General features: G+C 71.9%; 16 protein-coding genes. 7 read left to right on the top strand and 9 right to left on the bottom strand.

Features of this window, described 5'->3' with window-relative positions:
* Positions 1-130: 130 nt before the first annotated feature.
* Both ACIBK3_RS32655 and ACIBK3_RS32650 read right to left on the bottom strand, forming a co-directional pair.
* Complete coding sequence (locus tag ACIBK3_RS32655; RefSeq protein WP_399371022.1) at positions 131-1,564, bottom strand: FAD-dependent oxidoreductase; 1,434 nt, start codon at positions 1,562-1,564, stop codon at positions 131-133.
* Positions 1,565-1,652: 88 nt separating this feature from the next.
* Positions 1,653-3,092, bottom strand: coding sequence for an FGGY family carbohydrate kinase (locus ACIBK3_RS32650; protein ID WP_399371020.1), 1,440 nt, complete (start codon positions 3,090-3,092; stop codon positions 1,653-1,655).
* 291 nt (positions 3,093-3,383) lie between these two features.
* Between ACIBK3_RS32650 and ACIBK3_RS32645 the strand changes: the two genes are divergently transcribed.
* From ACIBK3_RS32645 to ACIBK3_RS32635, 3 genes are all read left to right on the top strand, one after another.
* A complete protein-coding gene (locus ACIBK3_RS32645; protein WP_399371019.1) occupies positions 3,384-4,379 on the top strand; it encodes a hypothetical protein in 996 nt (331 codons plus the stop codon).
* A 47-nt stretch (positions 4,380-4,426) separates the two neighbouring features.
* Positions 4,427-5,956: an amino acid permease gene (locus ACIBK3_RS32640; protein ID WP_399371018.1), complete on the top strand. Its 1,530-nt coding sequence runs from the start codon at positions 4,427-4,429 to the stop codon at positions 5,954-5,956.
* A gap of 215 nt (positions 5,957-6,171) precedes the next feature.
* Positions 6,172-7,251 carry a mechanosensitive ion channel family protein gene (locus tag ACIBK3_RS32635; RefSeq protein WP_399371016.1) on the top strand — a complete coding sequence of 360 codons (1,080 nt, stop codon included), beginning with the start codon at positions 6,172-6,174 and terminating at the stop codon, positions 7,249-7,251.
* Positions 7,252-7,271: 20 nt separating this feature from the next.
* On the opposite strand, the gene ACIBK3_RS32630 is transcribed toward ACIBK3_RS32635, so the two are convergent.
* Positions 7,272-8,810, bottom strand: a complete 1,539-nt coding sequence (locus ACIBK3_RS32630; RefSeq protein WP_399371015.1) for a M1 family metallopeptidase — start codon at positions 8,808-8,810, stop codon at positions 7,272-7,274.
* A 207-nt stretch (positions 8,811-9,017) separates the two neighbouring features.
* Here ACIBK3_RS32630 and ACIBK3_RS32625 point away from each other — a divergent pair, with 207 nt between their 5' ends.
* From ACIBK3_RS32625 to ACIBK3_RS32615, 3 genes are all read left to right on the top strand, one after another.
* A complete protein-coding gene (locus tag ACIBK3_RS32625; protein ID WP_399371014.1) occupies positions 9,018-11,237 on the top strand; it encodes an NADP-dependent isocitrate dehydrogenase in 2,220 nt (739 codons plus the stop codon).
* Positions 11,238-11,491: 254 nt separating this feature from the next.
* Positions 11,492-12,289 carry an N-formylglutamate amidohydrolase gene (locus ACIBK3_RS32620; protein WP_399371013.1) on the top strand — a complete coding sequence of 266 codons (798 nt, stop codon included), beginning with the start codon at positions 11,492-11,494 and terminating at the stop codon, positions 12,287-12,289.
* Between the two features lie 120 nt (positions 12,290-12,409).
* Positions 12,410-12,781: a hypothetical protein gene (locus ACIBK3_RS32615; protein ID WP_399371012.1), complete on the top strand. Its 372-nt coding sequence runs from the start codon at positions 12,410-12,412 to the stop codon at positions 12,779-12,781.
* A 47-nt stretch (positions 12,782-12,828) separates the two neighbouring features.
* On the opposite strand, the gene ACIBK3_RS32610 is transcribed toward ACIBK3_RS32615, so the two are convergent.
* The 6 genes from ACIBK3_RS32610 to ACIBK3_RS32585 form a co-directional block, all read right to left on the bottom strand.
* Positions 12,829-14,205 (bottom strand): NtaA/DmoA family FMN-dependent monooxygenase, encoded by a 1,377-nt coding sequence (locus ACIBK3_RS32610; protein WP_399371011.1) that lies wholly within the window; start codon positions 14,203-14,205, stop codon positions 12,829-12,831.
* Between the two features lie 21 nt (positions 14,206-14,226).
* Positions 14,227-15,462 (bottom strand): LLM class flavin-dependent oxidoreductase, encoded by a 1,236-nt coding sequence (locus tag ACIBK3_RS32605; protein WP_399371010.1) that lies wholly within the window; start codon positions 15,460-15,462, stop codon positions 14,227-14,229.
* Positions 15,463-15,541: 79 nt separating this feature from the next.
* Positions 15,542-15,619: a putative leader peptide gene (locus ACIBK3_RS32600; protein WP_399371057.1), complete on the bottom strand. Its 78-nt coding sequence runs from the start codon at positions 15,617-15,619 to the stop codon at positions 15,542-15,544.
* Between the two features lie 171 nt (positions 15,620-15,790).
* Positions 15,791-16,669, bottom strand: coding sequence for a glutathione S-transferase C-terminal domain-containing protein (locus ACIBK3_RS32595; RefSeq protein ID WP_399371009.1), 879 nt, complete (start codon positions 16,667-16,669; stop codon positions 15,791-15,793).
* Between the two features lie 67 nt (positions 16,670-16,736).
* Complete coding sequence (locus ACIBK3_RS32590) at positions 16,737-16,856, bottom strand: putative leader peptide (protein WP_399371008.1); 120 nt, start codon at positions 16,854-16,856, stop codon at positions 16,737-16,739.
* 153 nt (positions 16,857-17,009) lie between these two features.
* A complete protein-coding gene (locus tag ACIBK3_RS32585; RefSeq protein ID WP_399371007.1) occupies positions 17,010-17,960 on the bottom strand; it encodes a TauD/TfdA dioxygenase family protein in 951 nt (316 codons plus the stop codon).
* 503 nt (positions 17,961-18,463) lie between these two features.
* Between ACIBK3_RS32585 and ACIBK3_RS32580 the strand changes: the two genes are divergently transcribed.
* Entirely contained in the window at positions 18,464-19,672 is a 1,209-nt protein-coding gene (locus ACIBK3_RS32580; protein WP_399371006.1) for an ROK family protein, read from the top strand.
* Positions 19,673-19,691: the final 19 nt, after the last annotated feature.

Genomic DNA, 19,691 nt, shown 5'->3' with positions numbered 1-19,691 from the left:
GATCAGTCCCCGCACCATCGCGGTGCCCGAGGACGTCAACCTCACGCCCGGCACTCACACCCGCCTCCGCCCTCATCCATCCGCCCCACGATCAGTCCCCGCACCATCGCGGTGCCCGAGGACGTCAACCTCACGCCCGGCGCTCACACCCGCCTCCGCCCTCATCCATCCGCTCCTCGATCAGTGCCCGCACCGCCGCGCCGCAGTAGAAGCCCTGGCAGCGCCCTGCCCTCGCCCGGGTCCGGCGGCGCAGGCCGTCCGGGCCGGACGGCGGGATGGTGCCGGCGAGGGCGTCGCGGATCTCGCCGCGGGACACCCGTTCACAGTGGCAGACGAGGCTGCCGTACTCCGGGTCGGCGGCGATGAGTTCGGGCCGCTGGTACGGGCGTGGGAAGGCCTCGCCGAGGTTGGGCATGCGGACCGGTTCCAGTTCCTCGGCCGGCCCCAGGTCCAGCCCGGTGTCGGCGAGCATCTCCGTGACGTACGAAGCGATGGCGAGCGAGGCGGTCAGGCCGGTCGAGCGGATGCCGCCGACGGTGACGTACGCCTGGTCGGGGTGGGCCGAGATGCGGTAGTCGTCGTACTCGGTGGCGGCACGCAGGCCCGCGTAGACGGCGGTGACCTCCTCGTCGAGGAGTGCGGGCAGGATGCGTCGGCCCTTGTCACGGAGGACCGCGAGCCCGTCGGCGGTGGAGCCGGTGTCCCGTTTGTCGTCGAGGTCCTCGGCGGTGGGGCCGAGGAGGACGTTGCCGTACACCGTGGGCGCGACCAGCACGCCCTTGCCGAGAGCCGTGGGGACGGGCAGCAGGATGTGGCGGACGAGGTCGCGGGCGAGCTTGTCGAAGACGAGGAGCTGGCCCCGGCGCGGGGTGACGGTGAAGTCGTCGTGCCCGAGCAGGCGGTCGAGCGCGTCGGCGTGCAGACCGGCCGCGTTGACCAGGCGGCGGGCGCGCAGGGTGCCCCGGCCGGTGTCGAGCACATGGACACCGTCATGCCGACTCGCCTTCCGCACCTGGCAGTTGAGATGCAGGTCGACTCCGTGGCGGACGGCCTGGGTGGCGTACGCCAGGGTCGTCGTCCACGGGCAGACGATGCTCTCGCCGGGTACGTGCAGGGCGGCGAGCGCGCTCGGGCCGAGGTGCGGTTCGCGCTCGTACAGCTCGGCGGGACCGATCAGCCCTGTCTCCCAGTACTCGTTGCGCTCGGCCTTCTCGGCCAGGCGGGGCAGCGCGGCGAGCTGCTCCTCGTCCCAGGCCACGAGGAGCGCGCCGACCGGTTCGACGGGGATACCGGACTCGGCGGCGTACGCGCTCAGCAGCCGGGCGCCGTCGCGGACCAGGCGGGCCTCCAGCGAGCCGGGGACCGCGTCGAAACCGGTGTGCAGGATCGCGGTGTTGGCCTTCGAGGTGCCCTGACCGATGTCGTCCTGCGCCTCGACGAGGGCGACGCGCAGGCCGGGGTGACGGGCCAGGGCACGGGCGATCGCGCAGCCGACGACTCCGGCACCGACGACCACCACGTCGTACGCCGCCGAGGGCAGCGGCCCGCGCCGGGTGACCGTCATCGAGGCATCCTCGCTTCCGCACCCGACCGCACCGGCACGCCCCGCCCGAACGCGGTCGCGGCGGGCAACGTCCCCCACCGGGTGACCGTCATACGGCCGCCCCGCCCAGCAGCGCGGCCACCGCGGCCCGGAACCCCGCCAGTCGCTCGGCGGCCGCGTCCGCGGAGATGCGCGGCTCGTACACGGCGGCGGGCTTCCAGTCCGGCAGTGCCTCGGCGACCGTCATGCCCGGTTCGGTGCCGAGGCGGGCCAGGGCGCCCACCCCGAGAGCGGTCGCGTCGGGCAGCGCGGACACCTCCACGGGGCGTTGCAGCAGGTCGGCCTGGGTCTGCATGAGCAGGGCGGAGCGAGTGAGGCCGCCGTCGACGCGCAGGACGTCGAGCGGGTCGCCGAGGTCGGTCGCGGCGGCCTCGGCGAGCGCGACCACCTGGGCGGCCAGGCCCTCGCACAGTGCCCGCACCAGGTGCCCGGGGCCGGTGTCCAGGCCGAGTCCGCTGAGGGAGCCGCGCAGGTCACCGCGCCACCAGGGGGCGGCGAGTCCGGCGAGGGCCGGGACGAAGGTGACGCCGCCGCTGTCCGGCACGGCCCCGCCCACGGTGTCGAGGTCGGCGGCGCCGGCGATGACGCCGAGGTCGGTGAGCCAGCGGACGGCGGAGGCGGCCGTGTACACCTGGCCGTCGAGGCAGTAACTGGTCCGTCCGTCGAGCCTCCAGGCGACACAGCTGACCAGTCCGGAGGTGCCGCGCGTGGGTGTGCCGCCGGTGTGGGCGAGCAGGAACGCCCCGGTTCCGTAGGTGCACTTGGCGCCGCCGGGCGCGGTGATCCGCTGGGCGAGCAGGGCGGCCTGCTGGTCGACGAGCACCGCCGTGAGCGGGATATCGGCTCCGAAGGCGGTGCTGACGCCGATGAACTCCGCCGCGTCCACGACCCGTGGAAGTCGCTCACCGGACAGGCCGTACAGATCCAGTGCGCGCGGCGACCACTCCACCCGGTCCAGGTCCAGGAGCTGGGTACGTCCGGCGGTGGCGGCGTCCGTGACGTACGCGCCGGTGAGGCGGTGGACCAGCCAGGCGTCGCTGGTGGTGACGACTCCCTCGGTGGTCAGGTGCCGTCGAATCCAGGCCATTTTGGGGGCGGCGAAGTAGGGGTCGAGGGGCAGGCCGGTCAGCTGCCGCAACTCGTCGGCGTGCGGGGTGAGTTGGGCGCACACGGACTCGGCGCGGCGGTCCTGCCAGACCAGGGCGTCGGTGAGGGGGCGGCCGGTCGCCGGGTCCCAGGCGAGCACCGTCTCGCCCTGGTTGGCGAGGCCCAGCGCGACGACGGGCTCACCGGCCTCGGCCAGCGCGCGGGTCCCCGCCGCCACGACCGAGTCGTACAGCTCGGCCGGGTCGACTTCCACCAGGCCACCGGACAGGTGGCGGGGCCGTACGGCGGCGAACCCGGTGCCGAGGACTCCGCGTTCGGGGCAGATCACGAGGGCCTTGGTGCCGGACGTGCCCTGATCGACGGCGAGCACCGGACCTTTCATCACGCCCCCTTAGTCGGTGATCACCGCTCGACAGCCTGCCGCCGTCTCCGGTACCGCGTCAAGCACCCCTGACCAGCGACGACATCCCCTCTTTTACTGGCTCGCGGCCAGTCGACTCACCGTCGCGGGAAAGATGTTCGGAATCCTCCGGGAACCGTGGAAGGCACCCGGCCGGCGCCCCTATAGTGACCGCCGACCCACGCCATCTCCCCAACCGCCGCCCACGGGAGGGCTGTTGTTACTCCACCGTGCCGTCGTCCTGCCCGGCCCGGAGTCCGGGGCGGGCGGCTGATGGCCAGAGACGGAGCCCGGCCCGCCTACGATCCCGCAGGCCACGACACCGAACTGCGCGCCGCTCTCCAGGAGGTGCGCGCCGGGCGCTGGATGTCGATGCGCACCCTGCTGGAGCGGGCCACGCCGTGGTGGCAGTGGACGCGGCGCACCCAGGTCCTGGCGGCCGCCGCGGCCGGCACCGACGTGGTACGGGCCTGGCTGGCCGAGGAGCCGCACAGCGTGCCGGCCGCGGTGATGCGGGCCCGGGTGGCGGTGGAGCGCGCGTTACGGGCGCAGCGAGAGAGCCATCGCCGTACGCACCAACTGTGGATCGAGGCCTGGGACGTGAGCGACGCGGCCACCCGGGCCGCGCCTCAGGACCCGGTGCCCTGGATCTGTCTGCTGGCGCTGGCGCAGCTGGACCGACGGCGGCTGTGGGAGGAGCACCGGACGGCGCCGCCCGCGCCCATGCTGCCGCCGGGCCCGTGGGGGCTGCTGGCCGAGGCGGACAAGCGCGACCCGTGCAACCGCGAGGCCCACCACCGCATGCTGCAGTTCCTGTACGCGCAGGCCTCCTCGGAGCGGCTGGCTCAGGCGGCCGGCTACGCGCACCACGTGGCCGAGTCGGCCCCGCCGGGCTCCCCGCTGCACATGCTGCCCCTGTACGTCCGGGTCGAACGCTACCGTCGCGGCAGCGGGCGCCGTGCCGCCCTGGACCTGCACTGGGTCGCCGACGACGCCACCCGTGAGGCGGGCCAGGCGTACGGGGCGTGGTTCCAGCGGGCCGATCCCGCCGAACGCTCCCCTGTCGACCTCAACCATCTGGCCCACGCCCTCTGGGGTGCGCTGCGGTTCGAGGACGCTGCCCGGGTGTTCGAGGCGATCGGCCCGTACTACACCCCCCTGCCCTGGGCCTGCCGCGCCGCCGAGCCTGGCGATCGGTCCGGGGCCGCACAGATCTTCCTCCAGGCACGTGCGCGCAGCCGGTCGGCGGCGCACGGGCCCGACGCCTGACACGCGATCCGAGTGCCCTCTTCCCCCCTCGCATCGGAGGTCCGAGCATGTCCCCCACCCCTGAACCGTCGCTCACCCCCGCCGTCCCGCAGCACGACGAGGAACGGCGGCTGCGCGAGCTCGGTTACCGGCCGGTGCTGGCCCGCCGTATGGGCGGCTTCGGCAACTTCGCGATCAGTTTCTCGGTGATCTCGATCCTGTCCGGCTGCATGACTTTGTACGGCTTCGGCATGGGCGCGGGCGGCCCCGCGGTGATGCTGTGGGGCTGGGCGGGCGTCGGTCTGTTCGTGCTGTGCGTGGGACTCGCGCTGGCGGAGGTGACCAGCGCGTATCCGACGTCCGGCGCGCTGTACTACATGGCCGACCGGCTCGGCGGGCGCCGCTGGGGCTGGTACACGGGCTGGCTGAATCTGCTCGGTCTGCTCGGCGCGATCGCCGGTATCGACTACGGGGCCGCCCTGTTCGCGGGGGCGTTCGCCAACCTCCGGTGGGGGTTCGAGCCGACGCCTCAGAAGACGATGCTGATCTTCGTGGCGATCCTGCTGCTGCACGCCGTACTGAACCTGTTCGGGGTGCGGCTGGTCAGCGTGCTCAACTCGATATCGGTGTGGTGGCACCTGGCGGGCGTGGCGCTCATCGTCGGCGCGCTGGCGATCGTCCCCGACCACCACCGGTCGCCGTCCTTCGTGTTCACCGAGTTCGTCAACGACACCGGCTGGTCCAACCCGGTCTACGTCGCCGGGATCGGCCTGCTGCTCGCCCAGTACACCTTCTCCGGCTACGACGCCTCGGCGCACCTGTCCGAGGAGACCTCCAACGCGTCGGTGTCGGCCGCGAAGGGCATCGTGCGGTCCATCTGGGTGTCGTGGCTCGCCGGGTTCCTGCTGCTCGCCGGTCTCACCTTCGCGATCCAGGACTACGACGCCACACGGGCCACCGACACCGGGGTGCCGCCCGCGCGGATCCTCCTCGACGGCCTCGGCACGACCGGCGCGAGCGCGCTGCTGCTCGTGGTGATCGTGGCCCAGTTGTTCTGCGGCAACGCCGAGGTCGCGGCGGCCAGCCGGATGGTGTTCGCGTTCAGCCGGGACAAGGCCCTGCCGGGCTCGGCCCTGTGGCGCAAGGTCAGCCCCCGCACCCAGACCCCGGTCGCCGCCGTGTGGCTTTCGGTGGTGGTCGCCTGTCTGCTCGCGCTGCCGTCCCTGTACTCGGCGACCGCGTACGGCGCGGTGACCGCCATCAACGTCATCGGGATCACACCGGCGTACGCCATTCCCGTGCTGTTGCGTCTGCGCGCGGGCGACCGTTTTCAGCCGGGTCCCTGGCACCTGGGCCGGTGGAGCAGGCCGATCGGCGGGATCGCGGTGGTGTGGGTGGCCTGTGTGACCGTCCTGTTCTGCCTGCCGCAGTCCTCGCCGGTGACGGTGGCCACGATGAACTACGCGTCCGTCGCGCTCGCCGTCGTGCTGGTCCTGGCCACGGTGTGGTGGTTCGTCGCCCGCCGTTCGTACGGCACGCCCACCACGGCCGCGTACTCCGACCGGGAACAGGCCGAACTGGCCGAGGGAATCGTCTGAAACCAGACGTTTCGGCGCCACTCGCGGTACGAAGTCCCGTGCCGGATACGGCAGGATGAGCGGTCGCGCCGACCACGGGGGCCGTCTGGCGGCGCGACCGCACATCCCGGAAAACAAGCAGGTGGCAACGTGACGCAACTTCACATCCGGCCGTCGGCGCAGGCCTTCGCCGCGGTACTTCTCTCCGGCGGTGACCGGTGAAGCGGGACCTCACCATGGACGACCTGGTGATCGCCGGAATCGCCGTGATCGCGGGTCTGCTGGCGGCGTTCCTGCTCCGCATGCTGCTGCGCTGGCTGGGCAAGCACGCCGACCGCACCCGCTGGGGCGGCGACGACGTCATCGTGGACGCGCTGCGCACGGTGGTGCCGTGGGTGGCGATCACGGGGGGTGCCGCGTCCGCCGCGGCGGCGCTGCCGCTGACCTCCGCCCTCCAGCGCACCGTCAACCAGGTCCTGACCGTGCTGCTGATCTTCGTGGTCACGGTCGCGGCGGCCCGGCTCGTCGCCGGCCTGGTGCGGTCGGTCACCCAGTCCCGCTCCGGCGTCGCCGGGTCGGCCACGATCTTCGTCAACATCACCCGGGTGCTGGTCCTGGCGATCGGGTTCCTGGTGGTGCTGCAGACGCTGGGCATCTCCATCGCGCCCATGCTCACCGCCCTGGGCGTCGGCGGTCTGGCGGTCGCCCTGGCCCTCCAGGACACCCTCGCCAACCTCTTCGCGGGCATCCACATCCTCGCCTCCAAGACCGTCCAGCCCGGCGACTACATCAAGCTGGCCAGCGGCGAGGAGGGCTACGTCGAGGACATCAACTGGCGTCAGACCACGGTCCGCGCGCTCTCCAACAACCTGATCGTCATCCCCAACGGGGAGCTCGCGAAGACGAACATGACCAACTTCATGCGTCCCGAGCAGCAGTTGACGATCCTGGTCCAGGTCGGCGTCGCCTACGACAGCGACCTGGAGCAGGTCGAGCAGGTGACCTGCGAGGTCGTCACCGAGGTGATGACGGAGATCACCGGTGCCGTCCCCGACCACGAACCGCTGGTGCGCTTCCACACCTTCGGCGACTCCCGGATCGGCTTCACGGTGATCCTGGGTGTCGGCGAGTTCAGCGACCAGTTCCGGATCAAGCACGAGTTCATCAAGCGCCTGCACCGGCGCTACCGCGAGGAGGGCATCCGCATCCCGGCGCCCGCGCGCACGGTGGCGTTGCAGCAGGGCACGGTGGTCATACCGCACCAGCGCGGCACGGAGGACGAGCCGGACGAAGTCCCCTCCGCCCGGCTCGACTGAGCCCTGCCTCAGCCGGTCCCCTACAGGGTGGCCGAGTTGTCGTGGTGGTGCCTGTCCATCCGGTTGTCCGGGGCGACGAGCGAGGAGCTCACCGGCGTGACCGTCCAGTCCGGGTGGCCGGGCATCCGCGGGGTCTTGGTGCCGTAGAGCCAGTCCCGCAGGAACCCGGACAGATCCTGGCCGGAGATCTCGGAGGCGAGGGCGATGTAGTTCTCGGTGCTCGCCGTCGAGTTGCGGTGGCGCTCCAGGAAGGTGCGCTCGATCGAGCTGAAGACGGTGTCGCCGACCAGCTGCCGCAGCGCGTACAGGACCAGCACGCCGCCGAGGTAGCGCTGGCTGTCGAAGAGGTTGGCCGCGTTCGGCGAGGCGACCGGGCCGGAGGTCCCCCGCCACTGGTCGCCGCGCGCGTACGTGTCCTTCATCCGGGCTTCCATCGTGGTCAGGCCGAGCGAGTCGGTCCAGCCGCGCTCGTAGCGGTACAGCAGCCCGTAGAAGTCGGCGTGGCCCTCGTTCAGCCACAGGTCGGCCCAGGTGGCGGGGCTGACGCTGTTGCCGAAGTAGGAGTGGACCAGCTCGTGCATCATGTGCGAGCCGATCTTCGACTCCTCCTGGAGCAGGAAGTTCGGCTTGTAGAGGGTGAGGGTCTGGGTCTCCAGGCCCGTGAAGTCGAAGGCGTTCGGGTCGTCGGAGTTGCAGGGCAGCAGTCCGTACGTCTCGAACGGGAACGCGCCGAGCCGCTGCTCGAGCCAGCTGACCAGCCCCGAGGTGAGCGAGAGTGCGGGCTCCAGGGCGGCGGCGCGGGCGGTGGGCACGACGTCCCTGAGGGGCAGGCCGTTCGGGCCCTGCCGGTTCTTGACCACGTAGTCGCCGACCGTGATCTGCACCAGTTCGGTGGCCATGGGCTCGCGGGACCGGTAGGTGTACGTGGTCCGGCCGTCCGCGTGGGCCTCGGTGCCGACGAGGTGGCCGCCCGCGACCCCGCGCAGTGTTTTGGGGACGGTGACGCGGATGGTGAAGTCCGCCTTGTCCTGCGGGTGATCGTTGCAGGGGAAGACGGTGTGCGCCGAGTCGGGCTGGGGACACACGGCGAAGCCGTCCGGGGTGGGGACCCAGGCGGTGTGCGCGAGGGCCCTTCGCGGGTCGGCGGTGTACGCCACGACGACGGTGGCCGCGCTCCGGTCCGGCAGGCTGCGGACCGGCGTGATCCGCAGCTTCTCGCCCACCTGCTCGAACTCGGCTCCGTGGCCCGCGACGCGGACGGACGTGATGTCCAGCCCGAGGGCGTCCAGGGAGAACCGGCTCAGGGCCTGGGTGGTGGTGATCTTCAGCGTGGCCGTCGCGGTGACGAGCCTGGTCGTGGCGTCGTAGGCCAGGTCGAGGCAGTACGCCGAGACGCGGTAGCCGTCGTTGCCGAGGCCAGGGAAGACGGGGTCGCCGAGGGTCTCGGCACCCGGGGAGGAGGCCGCCGGGGCCGCCTGGGCCGGGAAACCGACGGTCAGGGCCGTCGCGGTGCCGATCAGTGCGGTGGCCGGGGCCGTCACTCTGGTGCGATATCTCATGGTCCGCTTTCGCTCGGACAGCCGGGTGGTCAGGGCCGGCCGTCGGTCAAAGGGCGATCACCATGCAGGACCACAGGATCAGACGCGTCGGTTGCCTCAAGGGACGCACCGGATCCCCACAACGAGGCGAGGACCGCTGTCGAGCCCGGGTCGGCCACGAGATATCTTGATGTCGAGCAATGTTGCAGACGTGGAGCGGAGCACCCGGTGACTGACTCGACCATCATCTATACGCACACTGACGAGGCCCCGGCCCTGGCGACGTATTCCTTCCTGCCGGTGGTCCAGGCGTACGCGTCGCAGGCGGGTGTCGCCGTATCGACGCGGGACATCTCGCTGGCCGGCCGCATCATCGCCCTGTTCCCGGAGTACCTCGCCGAGGACCAGCGGATCCCGGACGCCCTGGCGGAGCTCGGCGAACTCGCCAAGACGCCCGAGGCGAACATCATCAAGCTGCCGAACATCTCGGCGTCGATCCCGCAGCTCAAGGCCGCGATCGCCGAGCTGCAGAGCCAGGGCTACGCGCTGCCGAACTACCCGGACGACCCGAAGACCGACGAGGAGCGGGACATCCAGGCCCGCTACGACAAGGTCAAGGGCTCCGCGGTCAACCCGGTCCTGCGCGAGGGCAACTCCGACCGCCGCGCCCCCGCGTCGGTCAAGAACTATGCAAAGACCCACCCGCACCGCATGGGCGCCTGGACCCCCGAGTCCAAGACCGACGTGGCGACGATGGGCGTCGACGACTTCCGCTCCACCGAGAAGTCCGCGGTGATCTCCGAGGCCGGCTCGCTGAAGATCGAACTGGTCGGCGACGACGGCTCCACCACGGTCCTGCGCGAGTCCGTACCGGTCCTCGAGGGCGAGGTCGTCGACGCCTCCGTCATGCACGTGGCCCCGCTGCGGGAGTTCCTCACGGCGCAGATCGCCAAGGCCAAGGCGGACGGCGTGCTGTTCTCCGTGCACCTCAAGGCCACCATGATGAAGGTCTCCGACCCGATCATCTTCGGTCACGTGGTGCGCGCCTTCTTCCCGAAGACGTTCGCGAAGTACGGCGAGACGCTCGCCGCGGCCGGCCTCACCCCGAACGACGGTCTGGGCGGCATCCACAAGGGCCTGGAGTCCCTGCCGGAGGGCGCCGAGATCAAGGCCTCCTTCGACGCCGAGCTCGCCGAGGGCCCGGCGCTGGCCATGGTCGACTCCGACAAGGGCATCACCAACCTGCACGTGCCGTCCGACGTCATCGTCGACGCCTCGATGCCGGCGATGATCCGCACCTCCGGCCACATGTGGGGCCCGGACGGCCAGGAGGCCGACACCCTCGCCGTCCTGCCGGACTCCTCCTACTCCGGCGTCTACCAGGCCGTCATCGACGACTGCCGCGCCAACGGCGCCTACGACCCGTCGACGATGGGCTCGGTCCCGAACGTCGGCCTCATGGCGCAGAAGGCCGAGGAGTACGGCAGCCACGACAAGACCTTCGAGATCCCGACCACCGGCACGGTCCGCCTCGTCGACCAGGCGGGCAACGTGGTGATCGAGCAGACGGTCTCCGCCGGCGACATCTTCCGCGCCTGCCAGACCAAGGACGCCCCGATCCGCGACTGGGTGAAGCTGGCCGTCACCCGCGCCCGCGCGACCGGCAACCCGGCGGTGTTCTGGCTGGACGAGACCCGCGCCCACGACGCCAACCTGATCGCCAAGGTCAGGCAGTACCTGACCGAGCACGACACCGAGGGCCTGGACATCCGCGTCCTGAACCCGGTCGAGGCGACCAAGCTGTCGGTGGAGCGCATCCGCCGCGGCGAGGACACCATCTCCGTCACCGGCAACGTGCTGCGTGACTACCTCACCGACCTGTTCCCGATCCTGGAGCTGGGCACCAGCGCCAAGATGCTGTCGGTCGTCCCGCTGATGGCGGGCGGCGGCCTCTTCGAGACCGGCGCCGGCGGCTCCGCGCCGAAGCACGTCCAGCAGCTGGTCAAGGAGAACTACCTGCGCTGGGACTCCCTCGGCGAGTTCTTCGCACTGGTCCCGTCCCTGGAGCAGTACGCCGACTTCACCGGCAACTCCCGCGCGAAGGTTCTCGCCGACGCCCTCGACCGGGCCACGGCGACCTTCCTCAACGAGGACAAGTCCCCGACCCGTCGCGTCGGCGGCATCGACAACCGCGGCAGCCACTTCTACCTGTCCCTGTACTGGGCGCAGGAGCTGGCCCGGCAGACCGACGACGCCGACCTGGCGAAGGCCTTCGCCCCGCTCGCCGAGACGCTCGCGGCGAACGAGCAGAAGATCGTCGACGAGTTGAACGCCGTCCAGGGCAAGCCGGCCGACATCGGCGGCTACTACCGGCCCGACCCGGCCAAGGCCGCCTCGGTCATGCGTCCCTCGGCCACGTGGAACGAGGTCCTGGCGTCCCTGAGCTGACGCGAGCGGCCCGACGGCCCCTTCTGTCCCGCGCCGGTCGGCGTACCTGCCCGGCCGGGGCGGGGCTGTGCCGGGGACCGGGTGCCGGGCCTCGCCACCAGCGGGGGCCTGGACGGCCGTGCCTCTCGAGAAACGGGTGCGCGATCACCTGCCGGTTGCTGACGGGCACGCTGCTCCCTCCGCCCTTCCTCGTCGTCGCGATGTGGCACCTTGATCGTGCGCCACGCCACTGACAACGCCCCCGGGAGCAGCCCATGACCCCTGCCCTGCCGTCCTTCGAGTCGCTGCCCGGTGCCGCGGGGTCGCCGGTGATCCTGCATGTGCCGCACTCCGCGCGGGAGATACCGGGTGAGGTGCGGGCCGGCATCGTGCTCGGGGAGGAGGCACTGGAGCGGGAGCTCGACCACATCGTCGACGCGCACACCGCGGAGCTCGCCAAGGCGGCGTCCGAGCTGTCCGGCGTCACCCCCTGGCGGTTCGTCAACCGGCTGTCCCGGCTGGTAGTGGATCCGGAGCGGTTTCCGGACGAGCGGGAGGAGATGCTCGCCGTGGGGATGGGGGCCGTCTACACCCGGACCACTCACCGGGAGCTCCTGCGGCCCGCGGACACCGACCCCGAGCCGTTGCTCGCGCGGTACTTCCGGCCGTACGCCGACGCGATGACCGAAGCGGTGGCCGAGCGGCTGGCCGTGGCCGGGCGGGCCGTGATCATCGACGTGCACTCCTATCCCACCGAGGCGCTGCCCTACGAGCTGCACGGGGACGGGCCCCGGCCGCCCGTCTGCCTGGGCACCGACTCCTTCCACACGCCGGAGAAGCTGCTCGCCGCGGCCCGGGAGGCGTTCGCCGGGTGCGGGGAGCTCGGGCTCGACAGCCCGTTCGGCGGAGCGTATGTGCCGTTGGCGTTCTACGGCCGGGACGCGCGGGTGAGCGCGCTGATGGTGGAGATCCGCCGGGACACGTACATGAGCGAGCCGGGCGGGCCCGCTGGGCCCGGGCTCGGCCGACTGGCCCATGCGCTGGCCGCCCTTGTCGACGCCGTGACCGGCTGACTTCGGTGAGGACACGGTGGACACCCTCGGCGAGAGCGACGCCCTGGTCGTGATCTCCGAGGAGACGGCGCAGTAATCTCAACTCCTGTGTCACGACGACGAGTCGACGGGAGCCACCACATGATCACCGGATACGTCATCGGCGAGAGCCTCCGCCCCGGCGCGGCGTTCGAGCCGCGGGGACTGCGGTTGCGCAAGGTGAGCCGCGTGGACGCCGCGGACACCGCGACCGACGCGCAGCCACGGATGTGGACGTTCGTCGAGTGGGAGTCCGACGGCGACGACATCGACGGGCTCGCCCAGGCGTTGGCCGACGCGCTGGAGCCCGAGAACGGCTGGTACGCCGACTTCACCGCCGGGGACGAGCGGGTGGTCGCCTTCGCCGGGAAGGTGTTCCGCTACCGGCACGGCGACGCGGCGGCCCGCGCCGAGGCGATCGCGTACGGGCGGTCGGCCGGGACGCCCGAGCATCAGCTCGACTGGCCGGAGTGACACCGGGTGGCACCAGGGGGTACCGGGGACACGGGTGTACCGGGGCGTCATGACGCCACCGGTTCGGCGTGTACGTCGTCGGGGTGGTTCAGGCCCAGGTGGTCGCGCAGGGTGGTGCCCTCGTACTCGGTGCGGAAGACGCCCTGTTCCTGGAGCAGGGGGACGACCTTGTCGGCGAAGACGTCGAGGCCGGTCGGGGTGATGTGCGGGACGAGGATGAAGCCGTCGGCGGCGTCGGCCTGGACGTAGTCGTTGACGGTGCGGGCGACGGTGGCCGGGGAGCCGACGAAGTTCTGCCGGTTGCCCATCTCGATGACCAGGTCACGGATGGACCAATTGTTGGCGGCCGCGCGTTCGCGCCACTCGCGGGCGGTGGCCAGCGGGTCGCGGTACATCCGCACCTGGGCGCGGCCCCGGGCGATGGTGTGCTCGCCGGGGTCCGGGTCGATGTCGGGCAGCGGACCGTCCGGGTCGTAGGCGGACAGGTCCCGGTTCCAGACGAATTCCAGGTGCTTGAGAGCGGTGGCCCCGCTGACCTGCTGGCGGCGCACCTCGTGGGCGAGTTCCTCGGCCTCGGCATCCGTGTCGCCGAGCACGAAGCTCGCGGCGGGCAGGATCTTCAACTGATCGTGGTGGCGGCCGTACTTGGCGAGGCGGTTCTTGACGTCCGTGTAGAAGGCCTGCCCCGCCTCCAGGGTGGCGTACCGGCTGAAGATGGCGTCAGCGGAGGAGGCGGCGAACTCGCGGCCCTCCTCGGAGTCGCCGGCCTGGAAGATGACGGGGCGGCCCTGCGGGGAGCGCGGGACGTTGAACTGGCCGTGGATGTCGAAGTGCCGGCCGGTGTGGACGAAGGAGCCGGCCTTCGCGTCGCGCAGGAAGGTGCCGGTGGCCTGGTCGGCGAGGATCTCGTCGCCCTGCCAGGAGTCGAAGAGCTCACCCGCGGTGGCCAAGAATTCCTGGGCCCGCACGTAACGCTCCTCCTGCGCGAGGAAACCGCCGCGGCGGAAGTTCTCGCCGGTGAAGGCGTCCCAGGAGGTGACCACGTTCCAGGCGGCGCGTCCGCCGGAGAGGTGGTCGAGGCTGGCGAACTGGCGGGCCACCTCGTAGGGCTCGTTGAAGGTGGAGTTGATGGTGCCGGCCAGACCGAGGTGCTCGGTCACAGCGGCGAGCGCGGCCAGAACGGTGAAGGTGTCCGGGCGGCCGACCACGTCCAGGTCGTAGATCTTCCCGCCCTGTTCGCGCAGCCGAAGTCCCTCGGCGAGGAACAGGAAGTCGAACCGGGCGCGTTCGGCGGTCCGCGCGAAGTGCGCGAAGGAGCTGAACTCGATGTGACTGCCGGCCTCCGGGTCGCTCCACACCGTGGTGTTGTTGACGCCCGGGAAGTGGGCGGCCAGATGGATCTGCTTCAGCGGCTTGCTGGTCATGTCGGTGCGGGTCCTTCCGGCTCAGGCGGTCGCTGCGGCGTAGCGGTTGGCGGGGCGGGCCAGGCCCAGCAACCCGCGCAGGGTGTCTGCCTCGTACGCGCGCCGGAAGGCATCCCGGCGCTGGAGTTCGGGGACCAGACCCCGGGTGATGGCCGGCAGGTCGTGGCCCGCGACGGCGGGCCGCAGCCGGAAGCCACTCAAACCTTCCGCCGCCAACTCCTGAAGCAAATCGGCGAGTTGAGCGGGCGTACCGGCGAAGATGCGGGCATCACTCTGGTACGGCTCACCCGCGAGGGCGTCGAGCCGTGCGCGTCGGTCCTGCGCCTGCGCCTGGTGGTCGTCGAGGAAGACCACCAGGTCACCGAAGACGTGCACGGGTTCACCGGCGCGCTTGGCCGCCTCCTGCTCGGCGCGGATCTCGGCGACGATCGCACGGGCCTGGCCGGCGTCGTGCGCGGTGACGTAGCCGACGTCGGCCTGGCGTGCCACCAGCCGGTACGGGACGCTCTGGTGGGCCAGCGCGGTCACCAACGGCTGCCCCTGCGGCGGGCGCGGGGTGATGGAGGGGCCCTTGACGCTGAAGTACCTGCCCTCGAAGTCGATGTAGTGCAGCTTGTCCCGGTCGATGAAACGGCCCGAGGCCACGTCCCGGATCTCCGCGTCGTCCTCCCAGCTGTCCCACAGCCGGCGCACGACCTCGACATGGTCGGCGGCCTCGTCGAAGAGGTCGCTGAGCTGTTCCTGCCCGGCCGGCGTGCGCAGCTCATCCAGGCTCAGCGGCGGGAAGGCGCGGCGGCCGAAGTGGTCGGCCTCGTGCGGGCGGGCGGTGATCTGCACCCGCAGACCGGCCCGTCCGGTGCTCACATAGTCGAGGGTGGCGATCGCCTTGGATATGTGGAACGGCTCCGTGTGGGTGGCGATCACGGTCGGCACCAGCCCTATGTGCCGGGTCAGAGGCGCGACCCGGGACGCGATCAGTACGGCGTCCAGACGGCCACGGACCTGGTCCGTACGGCCGTCCGGCTCACCGTAATGCGAGGACTGCAGGCCCAGGCCGTCCTCGAAAGTGACGAAGTCGAGCAGGCCGGCTTCGGCCTCGGCGACGAGATCGGCCCAGTACCCGGCGGTGAACAGGTCCCGGGGCCGGGCCACCGGCTCACGCCAGGACGCGGGATGCCAGCCGGTGCCGTCCAGGGCGACGGCGAGATGAAGAAAAGGGGAGGAATCGGAGGAACGGAGAGGAAAAGAAGGGGACACGGGTGGGCGCCTTCCTGGAGGTCCGTACGAGATCGCCGGGCCCGCGGGCGGGCAGGGCACGGCGGCTGGGGGAACGGCGTCAGGAACGACAGAGGGAGCCGGCCACGCGCTGCAGGTCGATGTGGGGCCGGGAGTGGAGGTGGACGGAGCGGAACACGTGCCGCACGGCCGCCACCTCCCTACGTCCGGCGCGCGAGGGCGCCTGGCCGATCTCGTCGTGAGTCACAACACCGCGGCCTCGCCGGATGTTCCTGGGCCGCGCACGCGCGCACCGGCCGGGCGGCCGGACCGCGGTCGCGGCGGTCAGAGTCGGTGCACACCGCTCCGGTCAGGACGTGCGGCCGGCGTGGGACGCCCAGTCCAGGATCTGCACGGCGGCGCCGGCGGCCTCCAGGCCCCGGCAACGGGCGTGGTGCCGGCGGGCGATGCCGGCGAGGTCGAGCTGGGAGCCGAATTCCGGGTGGGCGGTCAGGCGGCGGGCATAGGCCCACAGAGTGGGGTGACCGGCGATACGGTGCACCGCGGCGGCGTCCAGGTGGTGCCGGTGCACGGTGTCCAGTTGGACCAGGGTGACCCACAACTCGACGTCGGCCGCCGTCACCTGATCCCGGATCAGATACTCCCGCCCGACGAGCCACCGCTCAAGTGAACCCAGCGTCTCCAGCAGCCTGTCGAGCGCCGCGTCCTGCGCCGCCGGTTCCGAGGCCGACGTCGGCGCCGCGCCGGCCTGTTGCGCCGCCTCCTCGATGCCCTGCCGGCACAGCCGCTCGACGGCCTCGATCTCCGACTCGGCTCCGCACGGATACAGAGCCGGGCGGCCGCCGCCGAAGTGCCGGGCCAGGTCGCGGGTGATGTCGGGGGCGTGCGTGCTGACGATCCGGCCCGACCAGCCGTCGCTGAGCACCGGCCCGGCGGCCGGCCCGGCATAGCGGTGCGCACTCGCCTCGTACAGCGGCCGCAGGGCGGAATGTCCCCCGTCGGGGCCGTCGGGGACCGCGTCCAGGAACGTGACCGGACAGACGTCGTCCAGACCGAGCAGGCTGTGCACGACGGCGATGCGCAGGCCGTTCGGACAGGAAGGCGCGAGATGGAGCCGGTAGCGGCGCGGCACGGCGTAGTGCCCGCTGCGCGCGTCACAGCCGATCCTTCCCCGGAACGCGGGGGCGGGCTGGGCGGAGGGGACGGCGGAAAGCGGTGTGACGGACATGGGTCTCCCCGGGGTGTCGGGTGCGCAGACGTACGCGCGGCGGAAGCGTCGTCGAGGGCGGCCGGACTCAGCCCAGGGGGCTGATCGCGCTGCAGACCCGCAGCAGATCGATGTGCCGGCGGGAGGTCAGCAGAGGCGACGGCGGCGACGTACGGCTCACTCGACCGCTGGCCGACTCATCACGCATGCTTCCCTACCTGTTCACTAGGATTCCCCTCTGGAGGGTCGATCCGCCCCGGGCGTGCGTCAAGGGGGCGTCCAGGGAGCGGGCACGACGGACGCCCGCCGCCCGCCATCGGCGGACGGCGGGCGGCGGCGTAGCTGTTCCGGCCCCTTCGGGTCAGGCCTGGGCGAGGACTCCGTTCGTGGAGGCACCGGAGGCGATTCCGTACGCCGGCTCGGGCACCGACAGTGGTGCGAGCAGCGTGGAGGGGCGGCCGTCCACGCCGACCGGTACGTCGCCGTCGATGGTGATACGGCGCAGGGTGCGCTCGTGGGCGTCGGAGTCGTCGACGCCGTAGTGCTGGGTGGCGCGGTTGTCCCAGATGGCGACGTCCCCGGCGCGCCACTGCCAGCGGACGGTGTTCTCCGGGCGTTCGACGTGCGCCTGGAGGACACCGATGAGGGCGCGCGAGTCATGACCGGTGAAGCCGGTGAGCTTCTGCAGGAAGCTCCCGAGGACCAGCGTGCGTTCGCCGGTCTCGGGGTGAACGCGCACGACCGGGTGCTCCGTCTGGAACTTGACGGCGGTGAAGACCTTGCGGTGCTGTTCCAGCTCTCGGGACGGCGCCTCGGGGCGGGTGGCGGCGTAGTCGTAGTCGTTGGTGTGCACACCGCGCACGCTGTCGGCCAACACGCGCAGGGGTTCGGGCAGTTCGGCGTAGGCGGCGGCCGTGTTGGCCCACAGGGTGTTGCCGCCGTAGGGCGGGATGACCTCGGCGCGCAGGATGGAGAAGGCCGGGTAGGCGGGCACGAAGGTGACGTCGGTGTGCCACTGGTTGGCGCGGCCGCCGTGGTCGTTGTCGATACCGAGGGCGTACCGGCCGTCCACGGAGGGCACGGTCGGGTGCGCGACGGGTTCGCCCAGCAGCCGTCCGAACGCCTCGTGCCCCGCGGCGTCGAGGTGGTGCTGGTCGCGGAAGAAGACGACCTTGTGCTCAAGGAGGGCGGCGCGGATCGCGGCCACGGTGGCCTCGTCCAGGTCACCGCCGAGGCGTACGCCGGAGATCACGGCACCGATACGGCCGCCGACCTTGTCGACCGTGAGTGTGGTGGCGGAGGTGGAGGTCATGTCGGGGCCTTTCGGTGGGTGCCTGCTGTTGGTTGCGCTCGGAGCGGAAGGAAATCGGCGCAGGTGAGTGCGTGGACCTACCAGGGAAATCTGTCGGCAGGCCGGTCAGGAGAGACGGGCAGCGGCGCTGTGGGTCAGCGACACGCGCAGACGGCGGGGGCTGGACACCCCAGGCCGGCACGAAGCCGCGGAACGAGGAGATTCATCGCGGTCACACCCACGAGCTTGGGCATCGCCCGGCGCCCGGTCAAGGCTCCCCGGCCCCGCTTCACGACCCTGCAACACCCCCGACACCCCCGACACCCCCGAGGCCCCCGACACCCGCGAGGCCCCCGACACCCCCGGGGTTCTACACACCTCCCTGCTGCCGGCCTGGCACTCCCCCGTGGCCCCGACCCGGCACTCCCCTGTCGCGCCGGTCACCCCTGGTCGCCAAACCGCTTCCGCACCCGGCATGTTGGAGCCCACCGCGCTTGAAACGGATCGCGCACGGAAGGACCGCCATGTCGACCACCGTTCCCCCTGCCGCCCGCCCCTCCGGCGACGGCCGCCGGGAGGCCAACGCCGCGTCGGTGCTGCGGGCCGTGCTCGACCACGGTCCGGTGGCCCGCAGCGGGATCGCCCGGCTGTCCGGGCTGAGCCCCGCGGCCGTCTCCCGGCAGTGCACCGACCTGGCCCGGCTCGGTCTGGTGCGCGAGGTGCCCGAGCTGATCGCGGCGAGCGGTGTGGGCCGTCCGCAGATCCCGGTGGACCTGCACACCGGTGCCGCGGGCGGGCCGTTGGTCGCGGGGGTGCACATCGGGGTGCCCTCGTCCAGCTTCGGCCTGACGGATCTGCGCGGCACGGTGATGGCCAGGCAGGACGTCCCGCACGACGGGATTCTGGCCGCCGGACCGCGCGAGCGGGTGGGCCGGGCGCTGGCGGCGTTCCTCGCCGACCGGACACCGGCCGGCGCCCGGATTCTCGGGGTGGGCGCGGCCATCGGCGGCTGGGTGGATCCGGCGGCCGGCACCGTCGTACGGCATGACGCGCTCGGCTGGCACGGGTATCCGCTCGGAGCGGACCTGCGGCGGCACACCGGGCTGCCCGTCCGGGTGGACAACCACGCCCGTGCCGTCGCACAGTCCGAGTTGCTCTTCGGCCGGCCCGCGGCCCGGCGTTCCCTGCTGCACCTGTTCGTCGGGAACGTGGTGGACGCGGCGCTGGCCATCGCGGGCGTGGTGCACAGCGGGCCCCGCTCGGGCGCGGGTGACGTGGCGCATCTCCCGGTGCCGGACAGTTCGGCGCCCTGCCCGTGCGGCCGTACGGGCTGCCTGGAGGCGACCGTCTCCGACACCGTCCTCGCCGGGAGCGCGGTCCGGGCGGGGCTGATTCCCGAGCCCGACGCGGGGCTGCTGGTGGACGCGGCGGCGGCCGGGGACCGGCGGGCCGACGCGTTGCTGCGGGAGCGCGCGCGGGCGGTGGGCCGGGCGACCGGGCTCCTCCTCGACGTGCTCAACCCCGACCTGCTCGTGATCACCGAGCGGTCGAGCGCGCTCCATCCCGAGTACCTCGACGAGATCCGGACGTCCGCGATCACCCACGCCCACGTCTGCGACGACCCCGAACGGATCGTGGTCCCGCACGCCGGTCCGGACGTCCTCCTCGTGGCGGCGGCGACCGTCGTCCTGGGCCCGTTGTTCAGGAGCCCGTTGCAGATCGACGCCGGGTGACCGACGAAGTCCGCGGGGT

Source organism: Streptomyces sp. NPDC050287, assembly GCF_044459385.1.
Taxonomy (GTDB): domain Bacteria; phylum Actinomycetota; class Actinomycetes; order Streptomycetales; family Streptomycetaceae; genus Streptomyces.
Note: the sequence above shows the minus strand (reverse complement) of the source record. Positions and strands in the feature narration are given on the sequence as shown.